The following is an 11250-nucleotide window of genomic DNA, read 5'->3' as shown; positions in this document are numbered from 1 at the left end:
TCTATCTACTGTGGGCGCAAGAAATTTGAGTGGATCTGATTCTAGTACGAGAGGACCGAATTGGACAAACCTCTAGTGTATCTGTTGTCACGCCAGTGGCATCGCAGAGTAGCTACGTTTGGAAGGGATAAGCGCTGAAAGCATATAAGCGCGAAACCCACCACAAGATGAGATTTCTTTTAAGGGTCGTGGGAGATGACCACGTTGATAGGCTATAGATGTAAAGGCAGTAATGTCATAGTCGAGTAGTACTAATAACCCGTAAGCTTATGTACGCTTTTCCTGCCGAGCAATCGGCATGAAGAAACTTTCTAATAAAACAAAATTTTTCTTTATCTCAGTATGTTAAGATATTATGTAATTGATGTTTATCAAATAATAAACAACATTACAGTAATTGCCCAAAGCAATTATAACCTCTTAAGGTGGTTATTGCGGCGGGGCTCACCTCTTCCCATCCCGAACAGAGTAGTTAAGCCCGCCTGCGCAGATGGTACTGCAGTTATGTGGGAGAGTATGTCGTCGCCTTTCTTTAAAAACCCTTCATCTAGAGATGAAGGGTTTTTTGTTTTTAAAGGCTTTTAGTTTTAGATTTATTATGAATTATTGTAGGAATCAACATTAGTAAATGCTATTTTCGCTTTTAAATACATAATATCTTAATGGAATCTAATTTTTTAATAAAGAGTACTACAGTTAATGTAATTCAGATATCATATGATTTTTTTAAAAAAATATGTGTTACTCAAAATGAATTACTTAATGATTTCATAATCGTTTTTATTTCACCTCGATCAGTGCTTGTTTGTAATTTATTTTTTATTAAAAGGATTTTTACATGCAAAAGCTAAAAAAAACAATTATATACTTTTGTTTCTTTTTGGTCCCTTTTTTAATCTTTGGTCAATATTTACCTTCTCGTAATTATTCTACCAAAGATGGTTTACCAAATAATGCTGTTAGATCATTATTTTTAGATTCAGAAAATGTTTTATGGATTGGAACTGAAAATGGAGTTTCCAGGATGGAAAATGGTTCGTTTTTTAACATGGACGAGTTAGATGGTTTAGGACACAATAGTTGTTGGGATATCTCTCAAGATACCAATGGAAATATGTGGTTTGCCAGTTATGGTGGTGGAGTCAGTAAATTTAACGGAAAAAAATTCACTATTTTCACTACTAAAGATGGTCTATTAGCCAATAAAACCAGAAAAGTATTTCCGTACAAAAATAAAATGTACGTTGGTACAGAACAAGGGGTTTCTATCATTGATATTAATACCAATAAAGTTGTAACACCAAAAATGCCTACACATAAAGAAGATTTTATTTGTATTTCATTTTTTGAAGATGATGGTGAAGTATATTTTACTTCCATTTTTGATGGTTTATATAAAATTGATGAATCAGGAGAAATTCCCAAAATAATGCCCATTATTTTACATAAAAACACGTACTGTTTAGCTCTTTTTAGTTCGAGTTTATATAGTGCAAATGATGGCTTTATTGATAAATTTGATATTTTAGATATTAAAAATAGGAAATTTACCTCTTCTAAATTTGGAAAGTCAACCGTATGGCAGTTTGCTAAAGATAAAAGAAATTCCATTTTTGCGGCAGCCTGGGGAGTTTATAATCCCAATGGAGGACTCTTTCGCATTGAAGATGATAAAATGATTGATGTGTCGAACCAGTACGGAATTGATTCAAAAGTTTTACTCAATGTTGTTTATGACAAAACAAAGGACATCTTATATGTCGGTTCTAATGATAAAGGTATCTATAAAGTTCGATTGGATAAAATAATTGATTATTCTCCATTTGATGGAAGTTCAGTTATCGATTTTGAAAATTTTGATAAAAGGAAATTTCTTTTACACAATAAGGGGGTAACAATTTTAGATTCTAACAAGGAAATTTTAAAAACAATTTCACTTTCAGAGTTTAAAAATGTTGAACAAGCCTATTTAAACAAAGGAAATAATAGTATAAACAAACAAGGAGTTAAATCGAGAGATTTTGAACTGAATTTTAATATTAAAGCAGACGGAATTGTATTTTATGAAATGGTTAAACATAAAAATTCATTCTGGATTGGCAGTAATATTGGAATATTTGAGATTAATTCTTTAGGAAAAATCATCAATTACGTCCCTAAACATAGTCTAAAATTTGGATTTTCTTCAAATGATAAATTTATTGAGACGATTACTTATGCAGGTGTTCGAGTATATGATGATATTTATAAACTTAAAAGTAAACATTATTCAAAATTTGAAAAAGATACGCCGCAATATATTGTGCAAATATTGAGTAACAAGGACAAAACGTATCTTCTGTCCGTTTTTAATGGTTTGTATGTTTATCACAATAATCAATTTCAGTCCTATTTAGCTGATGAAATTTGGAAAGAAAAAAAGTTCAAACACATTACCATTAATGACAAAGGTCAACTTATTTTAGCCGCTGAATTTGGAAATGTTTTTATAGTGGAGGACAGTAAAACTTTTAAAGTTTTAAAAACGATTAATAAAAACAAACTCGTTGGTAAAACTATTCTTTTCCTGGAAGCTTACAAAGATTGTATTTTAATAGGAACTGAAAAAGGAATGAACATATACCAGAATGGTGTCTTCCGATTGATTGATCAAGAGCAAGGATTAAAAGATTGTAATTTTACCACTTCTCAAATTTTTAAAAATCAATTATGGTTAGGGACTGAAAAAGGCTTTTACACCGTGGATTTAGATAAACTTTTAAAGGAGCAAATTACCGTATTAGGTATAGCTATTAGTAAGATAGCGGTCAATAACATTCCTATTGATAAATTTAATTACAAATGGTTCAAGTATACTTCTAATAAATTAGTTCGGGATTATCAACAAAACTCTTTTTCTATTGATTTTATTCCAAAAGGGTATCCTTTTCCAGAGAAATTGAAATTCCGCTATCGTTTGAAGTCTAATAACCGATGGAGTCCATACAGCGACAAAGCCAACTTGTTTTTTCCTTATTTGCCTTATGGCGATTATCTAGTTGAAGTAGAAGTTTTTGATTCGAATGCTGGAAAATCTACTATTTTTAAATTAGTGGATATTTGCGTGGAACCTCCCTTTTGGTTTACTTGGTGGTTCATTTCTTTAATTATTTTATTTATTTCCAGTGTGGTATTTTATATCATTAACAGAAAAAGAAATATTGCTAAAGATAAAGCTTGTAAAGAAAAACAAGTAGCTGAAGCTAAATTTGAAGCACTATCTAACCAAATGAATCCGCATTTCATTTATAATACTTTAAATTCTATTCAAGCGTATGTTGGTTCAAATGACGAGAGGAATTCCTCGTTATATATAAGTGAATTCGCAGGATTGATGCGAAAAACTTTAAAAAACTCACCAAAACAAACCATCACAATTAAGGACGAAGTTGAATATTTAAAAAGTTATATTTTTATAGAAAACATGCGATTTAAAGGTCGTATTAGTAGTGAAATTTATATTGATCCGTTGATTGATGAGGCAACCTTAGAAGTTTATCCAATGTTGCTTCAACCTTTTGTAGAAAATGTTTTTGTTCATGCTTTTGATGAATCACACCCATTTCCAAAATTGAAAATTTCTTTTGAAATACTTGAAAGTAAAATTTTAGAATGTAAAATAATTGATAATGGAAAAGGATTAAATACTCGTAAACAATCAAAATTTCATGTTTCAAGAGGAATTGCATTGGCTCGAGAGCGAATCCTTTTATTACAGCCAGCTAATGTTGATCCCATCAAAATTGAAATGACTGAAAATGACGGAACAACCGTTACCATCAGATTATTGTTTTAGTAGTTTAAATATAAATTTTGAAAGCTCTTATCCTGTGGTAAGGGCTTTTTTTATTGATGTACTTAATCGATAGTTTTTAAAGATTTTTTTTTAAAATTAAATAGCCCCTTTACTTAATTCCGTAAGGAATCTTTTGCTATTATTTATAGGTTTGGCTAATCAATAAAAACAGTAAAAAATAAGATACATACTATTTTGATATTTGACTTCAACTTTGTCAATTTATGAATAGTAGCCATCTAAATTTAAAATCTATGTTAGACCAAAATCGACCGTATTGCAGAGTAGAAATTGACCGAGTTTTTAATCGAGTAAAAGCAGCGATGCATGTTACAGCTTTAGTAAGTGGAAAGTCCAAGGGACTGACGCAGGCACATTATTATGATGCTTACACTGGAAAGGAACTTATAGGCGGGGATGCTTACGAATACGAGCACATTCGATCATCAGAAGAAATTCACACGAGATATAAATCTATCTTAACTGATGAACAAATTGCCTTAGTCGTCAATTGTGTTGAAAATGTGGCTGTCACTCTTACCTCAATTAATAAAGCTAAAGGAAAGAAAAAAATGGAAGATTGGTTGCGTAACAATGACAATATTGTTACTTACGGTATAAACTTGAAATTAGCCTTAACAAAATTAAAAAAAGCGGATGATGGCATTGAACGGATTGTAAAATGGTTTTAAAGGTTTACTTTTTCGATGATTTATTAGTAAGATTTATGTAAATGCGTGTTTCAACTTACCTGTTACCTTACAGTATACTTCTAGATAAATCCTCTTTGTTTATTATTTTTTAGCGACTTGATAATAATTTAGCACTGTAGTAGAGAAATTCATTTATATAAAGTACTTTAGTGGGAAGCTATTTTACCTAAACAAATTACATTATTTATGAAAAGAAGATCTTTTTTAACCACTGCAACTTTAGCGTCTGCAGGTCTTACCACACTTTTAATTACAGGTTGCACATCAAGCACTAAAAAAGACCAAGAGGTGGCACCCGCTAACGTAATTGATACAAACTTTGAACTGGAAGAAGAAACTATTGCTAGTCTGGTAGAGAAATTATCTTCTGGAAAATACACTTCGGAACAATTAGTGCAATTGTATTTAGACCGGATTGAAGCTTTAGATAAAAAAGGTGCTCAACTAAATTCAGTCATCGAAGTTAATCCTGACGCAATTGCTATTGCTGTTGCAATGGATAAAGAACTAAAAGCTGGTAAGAGTAGAGGTCCTTTACATGGTATTCCAGTTTTAATAAAAGACAATATAGACACTGCTGATAAAATGCAAACGACAGCAGGGTCTCTTGCCATGGTTGGTAATATTGCGTCAAAAGATGCTTTTGTAGTTAAAAAACTCAGAGAGTCAGGAGCAATTATCATTGGAAAAACAAATTTAAGTGAGTGGGCTAATTTTCGTAGTACACAATCATGTTCTGGATGGAGCAGCAGAGGGGGTCAAACTAAAAATCCATATATTTTAGATCATAATCCTTGCGGTTCTAGTGCGGGTTCAGGTGCTGCAGTGTCAGCTAATCTTTGCGTGGTAGCGATAGGGACAGAAACGGATGGCTCTATTGTTTGTCCCGCTTCGGTTAATGGAATTGTTGGCATTAAGCCAACTGTTGGTTTAGTAAGTCGATCTGGAATTATTCCAATTTCAATAACGCAAGATACGGCTGGTCCAATGGCGAGAACAGTAACAGATGCGGCTATTTTACTTGCTGCAATAACTGCAATCGATGAAAACGATTCGGTAACTCTTGAAAGTAAAGGAAAATCACATACGGATTATACCAAGTTTTTAGATGTAAATGCTTTGAAAGGCAAACGTATTGGGATTGAGAAAAAACCACAGGGAAATAATAAATATATTAACGCACTTTTAGCTGATGCCATAAACCTATTGAAAAAGCAAGGTGCGACTATTGTTGAAGTTGACTACTTAGATAAAATTAATACTGCAGGTCAAGCCGAATTTGAAGTTTTGCAATATGAATTTAAAGACGGTTTGAATAGTTACTTGGCTACAGCAAATGCAAAAGTGAAAAATTTAAAAGAAGTTATCGATTTTAATACTGCTAATGAAGATAAAGCAATGCCGTATTTTAAACAAGAAACATTGGAGAGTTCTAATGCAAAAAATGACTTGGATGATAAAAAATATACAGAAGCCCTGACTGCAAGTTTTGAAGGAAGTAAAGGTGTTTTAAATGCTGTTTTTAAAGCAAATAAATTAGATGCTATTTGTGGAATAACTATGGGACCGTCCTGCAGTATTGATATGATTTACGGTGATCGTTGGGGCAGTTATTCATTGACTTCTCCTGCTGCGACAAGTGGTTTTCCGCATATTACAGTTCCTTGTGGACAGGCTTATGATTTGCCTGTAGGGTTGTCATTCTTTGGAACACCATATACAGAAGGTGAATTAATAGGATTAGGATTTGCTTATGAACAAGCGTCTAAAAAGCGTTTAAAACCTAACTTTAAGCCTTCCTTTTTATAAAAAAAAAATATTTTAAAAGGGTAAAAAGTGATGTACTTTTTACCCTTTTGTTTTTTTATAAAACTCGCAAATAGAGTTAATAGGACACTCGGGACATTTGGGTTGTGGTCTACATATTTCTCTTCCCAAAAATGAAATAGCCATCCCAATTTCGCCCCATATTTCTTTTGGAAGCACTTGCATGAGCTGTTTTTCGGCTTTAATTCCGTCATTGGTTTCTGTGATTAATCCAATTCTGGGAGCCACTCTAATGACATGTAAATCAGCCATAATTCCTTCTGCTGGAATTTTTGCTTCGCGGAGAATGACATTCGCTGATTTTCTTCCAATGCCTTTTAAAGCAACTAAACCTTCCATTGTTAGTGGGATTTTATCGTTTTTTTGAATAGTTTTAGCTATTTCCAAAAGCCAAATTGCTTTGGTTCCAAAATTCCTCACTTTAGAAATATACGGAAATAATGCTCCCTCATTAGAAACGGCTAAACTTTCCATATTTGGATATGCGTCAAATAAAGCAGGAGCAATTTTATTAATATTAGCATCGGAATCTTGGGCCGAAAGTACCACCATTACCATAAGGTGGTACAAATTATGGTATTCCAGCGGATGTTGTCTTCCTTTATATTTCGTTACGATAGGTTTTAGATTTCCAGCCCAATCAGTAGAATTCCCAAATAAGTCCATCATATTACTCTTTGAAATCTACGGATAAAGAGTTTATGCAATAGCGTTGTCCTGTTTTAGTAGGTCCGTCATCAAAAACATGCCCAAGGTGACTGCCACAATTAGCGCACAAGATTTCAGTACGTTTCATGCCATGAGAAACATCAGAAATGTATTCTACTTTTCCAGGAATAGATTCGTCAAAGGAAGGCCAACCGCAATGAGCATCAAATTTTGAATTACTCTCAAATAAAGGTTCTCCGCAGGCACCGCAGCAATAAGTTCCTTTTTCGTAATGTAAATTATAAGTTCCTGTATGTGGGTACTCTGTTCCTTTTTGTCTAAGAATTCGGTAGCGTTCTTCTCCCAATTGTTCTTTCCATTCTTGCTCGGTTTTTTCTAGAGGATATTTCATGATTTATTTTTTTACTAATTATATATTGTTGTATTCTATTTATTTTGAATGAATTGAACCGTTTTTTCAATTACTTTAAGACTACCTAGAATTTTGCGATGCCCCAAACCATCGGTTAATAGTAACCCCCCATTTTTTAGATGTTTATGGATATGAATTCCTGCTTTTACGGGAACTTCAGGATCATTATTATCATGAATTACTAAAACTGGAATCGCAGTTTCTTTCGCAGCCAAAAAAGCAGAATAACTGTTCATTTTCTCTCCGTATTTTTTTTCGAAATGCAAACGTAAAAGAGTACTGACAGTTGGTTTGAGTCCTAATTTTGCCACAAAATCATCGATGATATCTTCAACGATATCGCCGCTACCAATAACTACGGCATGATTCACCTTTAAACCTTTTTTTATTGCATTTAAAACCGACATTCCACCTAATGAATGACCGATTGCAGCTTCAAAGGGACCAAATTGTTTTTCTATTTCTAATGTTGTCGCGATAAAATCGACCATTATGGTGTCTTTTCCTGGAGATTTTCCGTGCGCTGGCGCATCAAAACTAACAGTTGAATAACCAGCTTTAAGCAATTCATCAGCTATTTTGAATAATTGCGTTCCACGCCCTGACCAGCCATGTACCAATAAAACTTTCTTCTCGCTATTGCCATATTCGTAAACAACAACTTCTTTGCCAATTTCAGGAATCGAAACTAATTTTTGCAGACTGTTGCGATCCATTTCTAATTCTCTTTTTGGAATTTTATGTTTTATAGGTGTAGTAAACAGTTTAGCAGCAAATAATGTAATTAATTTTGGTGAAATAAAAGAGATTAATTTACTGGTTAATAAAATAATCTTAGGAATTTTCAACGATTGTGTATGAATAGAACTTTTTTTTGTCATTATGATAAATTTTCAAGCGGGTTACTATTTTATAATTTTTTCACTAAATTTAGAAAAACATAAATGTAGTATTTTTTAAAAGGTTTTAATTGGTATTAGCATAAAAACAGATTTAATACTTTCAGGAAATGTAAGAAATAAAGCAGTTGACGCTTCTTTCTAATAATTAATTAAAAAGCAAAATTTTTATATGGAAATATTTCATATCAGTGCAGAGTGTTACCCTATTGCAAAAGTAGGCGGTTTAGCTGATGTAGTCGGCGCATTGCCAAAATATCAAAATAATGCGGGCAATTTAGTAAGAGTTGTTATGCCTTGTTATGATACTAAATTTAAAAAAGAAAACCATTTTGAATGTGTGCATTGGGGGCATGTAAAATTGGGGAATTTTAATTTTCCTTTCAGTATTTTAAAAGAAAAAACCGACTACCTTGGTTTTGAATTATACTTGGTCGAAATTCCAGAATTGTTTGATAGAAAAGATGTTTATGGATACAAAGATGATATTGAACGATTTTTGTCTTTTCAAATTGCTTCATTAGATTGGATTATTGCCAGAGAAGATGCTCCAGATGTTATCAATTGTCACGATCATCATACAGGTTTAATTCCGTTTATGATGCTATATTGTCATAAATACGAAAAAATCCGCAATACACCTTCTATGATCACCATCCATAATGGCTTGTACCAAGGGCAGTTTGGATTTGATAAATTATATTATTTACCCGAATTTGATTTGGCTCATGTAAAAGTTTTAGAGTGGGATAATTGCATTAATTCATTGGCAGTTGCCGTAAAATGTGCAGGGGCTGTAACTACGGTTTCGCCAAGTTATTTGAACGAAATTAATTATTTTTCAAATGGTTTAGAGTCCTTATTCAATTTGGTTCGCTATAAATCCAAAGGAATTCTGAACGGAATTGACATTGAGGTTTGGGATCCGGCTAAGGATATGATGTTGGAAAAAAACTATTCTATTAAAAATTTTGAAAAAGGGAAACAACAAAATAAAGAAAAATTGTGTAGCCTTTTTAATTTAGATCCAACAAAACCACTTTTTAGTTTCATTGGAAGATTATTAGAAGAAAAAGGAGGGGATTTATTGCCACATGCCGCCGCTCTTGCATTATCAGAGAATTATCAGCAAATAAATATTTTGATTTTAGGCTCAGGAAATACTGCCATAGAAAATCAGTTGAATAGTTTGTTACACGATTATAAAGGGAATTACAATACATTTATTGGTTATAATGAAGAATTGGCTCACTTAATTTATGCGGGTTCTGATTTTTTATTAATGCCTTCAAGGGTCGAGCCTTGTGGTTTGAATCAAATGTATTCTTTGCGTTATGGAACAATTCCTATAGTAAGAAGAACGGGAGGGTTGAAGGATACTGTTATTGATTTTGGAGATGACGGAAATGGGATTTGTCATGATCAAGCCACAGTAGGAGATATTTGTTATTCGATTCAGAGAGCAGTCAATTTATATGAAGACAAAAAACATCTAAATACAATCAGAAAAACAGGAATGAACACGGACCATTCTTGGGAGCGTGTTTGTCAGGAATATATAGAAATGTACAAACTAATAATTAACAAGAAATGAAAGCCAAAAAGAAAAATGTAATTGCAATTATTTTAGGTGGAGGACAAGGTTCCAGATTATATCCTTTGACAGAATCAAGATCAAAACCGGCTGTACCAATAGGAGGAAAATACAGATTAGTCGACATTCCGATATCAAATTGTATGAATTCAGATATTTACAGAATGTTTGTATTGACACAATTTAATTCGGCTTCCCTAAATGCGCATATAAAAAACACGTATAATTTTAGTATTTTTAGTCATGCTTTTGTTGATATTCTAGCAGCTGAGCAAACGCCTGATAACCCAACTTGGTTTCAAGGAACTGCAGATGCCGTAAGACAATGTATGCCTCATTTCTTGAATCATGATTTTGATTATGCCTTGATTCTTTCCGGAGATCAGTTATACCAAATGGATTTTAACGATATGGTAGAGGAACATATCAAGAGAGAAGCTGATATTACCATTGCGACATTACCTGTGAATGCAAAAGATGCGCCTGAATTTGGAATTTTGAAAACAAACTCCGAAAGTTGTATTGAATCTTTTATTGAAAAACCAGCGAAGGAATTATTACCAGATTGGGAATCAAATGTAAGTGATCAAATGAAAAGCGAAGGCAAACATTATTTGGCTTCCATGGGAATTTATATTTTCAATAGAAAATTATTGATGGATATTATGTCCAATAAAGAAACAAAAGATTTTGGTAAAGAAATTATTCCGCAGGCTGTAGGAAACAAAAAGATTTTAAGTTACCAATATGAAGGATATTGGACAGATATTGGTAATATTGATTCCTTTTTTGAAGCTAATATTGGATTAACCGATGACTTACCAAAATTTAATTTATTCGATAACGATAATAAAATTTTCACCAGACCTAGATTACTTCCACCATCAAAATTCCAAAAAACAATGATTGATAAATCATTGATTTCGGAAGGTTGTATTTTGAATGCAAAAGAAATTAATCGTTCCGTGATTGGGATCCGATCTAGAATTGGCGAGGGAAGCATCATTCAAAATTGTTATGTAATGGGGAATGATTTTTATCAGAATATTGATGATATGAATGAAGATCTAAGAACAGGGAGACAACTGGTGGGAATTGGAGAAAGATGTTTTATCAGCAATGCTCTCGTGGATAAAAATTGCAGAATTGGGAATGATGTATACATTAGTGGCGGCAGTCATTTAGAAGATTTTTCGAATGAGTTGTATGCCATAAAAGACGGAATTGTTGTCATTAAAAAAGGAGCAATTATACCAGATAATTATATCATAAAATAAATTTTTAAACTGTTTTTTCTGAAA

Annotated in this window: 8 protein-coding genes and 2 rRNA genes; 7 read left to right on the top strand and 3 right to left on the bottom strand. The window is 32.6% G+C overall.

Annotated elements, in window-relative coordinates:
- The 5 genes from E0F91_RS11325 to E0F91_RS11305 all read left to right on the top strand — a co-directional run.
- Window positions 1-275 (top strand): 23S ribosomal RNA (locus E0F91_RS11325); the annotation flags it as partial.
- A 146-nt stretch (window positions 276-421) separates the two neighbouring features.
- A 5S ribosomal RNA gene (gene rrf, locus E0F91_RS11320) occupies window positions 422-531 on the top strand.
- 307 nt (window positions 532-838) lie between these two features.
- Complete coding sequence (locus E0F91_RS11315) at window positions 839-3835, top strand: histidine kinase (RefSeq protein ID WP_132066646.1); 2997 nt, start codon at window positions 839-841, stop codon at window positions 3833-3835.
- A gap of 254 nt (window positions 3836-4089) precedes the next feature.
- Window positions 4090-4527 carry a hypothetical protein gene (locus E0F91_RS11310; RefSeq protein WP_207919045.1) on the top strand — a complete coding sequence of 146 codons (438 nt, stop codon included), beginning with the start codon at window positions 4090-4092 and terminating at the stop codon, window positions 4525-4527.
- Window positions 4528-4734: 207 nt separating this feature from the next.
- Entirely contained in the window at window positions 4735-6357 is a 1623-nt protein-coding gene (locus tag E0F91_RS11305) for an amidase (protein WP_132066644.1), read from the top strand.
- Window positions 6358-6396: 39 nt separating this feature from the next.
- Here E0F91_RS11305 and E0F91_RS11300 read toward each other — a convergent pair whose 3' ends face one another.
- From E0F91_RS11300 to E0F91_RS11290, 3 genes are read right to left on the bottom strand one after another with little or no spacing between them, the layout of a single operon-like run.
- Window positions 6397-7044 carry an endonuclease III domain-containing protein gene (locus E0F91_RS11300; RefSeq protein WP_243698883.1) on the bottom strand — a complete coding sequence of 216 codons (648 nt, stop codon included), beginning with the start codon at window positions 7042-7044 and terminating at the stop codon, window positions 6397-6399.
- 1 nt (window position 7045) lies between these two features.
- The gene (gene msrB, locus E0F91_RS11295) at window positions 7046-7435 is read right to left on the bottom strand and encodes a peptide-methionine (R)-S-oxide reductase MsrB (protein ID WP_132066643.1); all 390 of its coding nucleotides are present in this window, start codon (window positions 7433-7435) and stop codon (window positions 7046-7048) included.
- A gap of 35 nt (window positions 7436-7470) precedes the next feature.
- Window positions 7471-8337 (bottom strand): alpha/beta hydrolase, encoded by an 867-nt coding sequence (locus tag E0F91_RS11290; RefSeq protein WP_132066642.1) that lies wholly within the window; start codon window positions 8335-8337, stop codon window positions 7471-7473.
- A gap of 190 nt (window positions 8338-8527) precedes the next feature.
- Here E0F91_RS11290 and E0F91_RS11285 point away from each other — a divergent pair, with 190 nt between their 5' ends.
- Together E0F91_RS11285 and E0F91_RS11280 are read left to right on the top strand one after the other, a co-directional pair.
- Window positions 8528-9949: a glycogen synthase gene (locus tag E0F91_RS11285; protein ID WP_132066641.1), complete on the top strand. Its 1422-nt coding sequence runs from the start codon at window positions 8528-8530 to the stop codon at window positions 9947-9949.
- Window positions 9946-11226 (top strand): glucose-1-phosphate adenylyltransferase, encoded by a 1281-nt coding sequence (locus tag E0F91_RS11280; RefSeq protein WP_132066640.1) that lies wholly within the window; start codon window positions 9946-9948, stop codon window positions 11224-11226. Before E0F91_RS11285 ends, E0F91_RS11280 begins: the two co-directional genes overlap by 4 nt.
- Window positions 11227-11250: the final 24 nt, after the last annotated feature.

It is taken from the genome of Flavobacterium sandaracinum, assembly GCF_004349135.1.
Classification (GTDB): domain Bacteria; phylum Bacteroidota; class Bacteroidia; order Flavobacteriales; family Flavobacteriaceae; genus Flavobacterium; species Flavobacterium sandaracinum.
This window is presented reverse-complemented; position numbering and strand designations above follow the sequence as displayed.

Bases quoted from the DNA above. Each gene is read 5' to 3' on its own strand.
- E0F91_RS11315 (WP_132066646.1), top strand. From the start codon at position 839: ATGCAAAAGCTAAAAAAAACAATTATATACTTTTGTTTCTTTTTGGTC.
- E0F91_RS11310 (WP_207919045.1), top strand. From the start codon at position 4,090: ATGTTAGACCAAAATCGACCGTATTGCAGAGTAGAAATTGACCGAGTT.
- E0F91_RS11305 (WP_132066644.1), top strand. From the start codon at position 4,735: ATGAAAAGAAGATCTTTTTTAACCACTGCAACTTTAGCGTCTGCAGGT.
- E0F91_RS11300 (WP_243698883.1), bottom strand. From the start codon at position 7,044: ATGATGGACTTATTTGGGAATTCTACTGATTGGGCTGGAAATCTAAAA.
- msrB (WP_132066643.1), bottom strand. From the start codon at position 7,435: ATGAAATATCCTCTAGAAAAAACCGAGCAAGAATGGAAAGAACAATTG.
- E0F91_RS11290 (WP_132066642.1), bottom strand. From the start codon at position 8,337: ATGACAAAAAAAAGTTCTATTCATACACAATCGTTGAAAATTCCTAAG.
- E0F91_RS11285 (WP_132066641.1), top strand. From the start codon at position 8,528: ATGGAAATATTTCATATCAGTGCAGAGTGTTACCCTATTGCAAAAGTA.
- E0F91_RS11280 (WP_132066640.1), top strand. From the start codon at position 9,946: ATGAAAGCCAAAAAGAAAAATGTAATTGCAATTATTTTAGGTGGAGGA.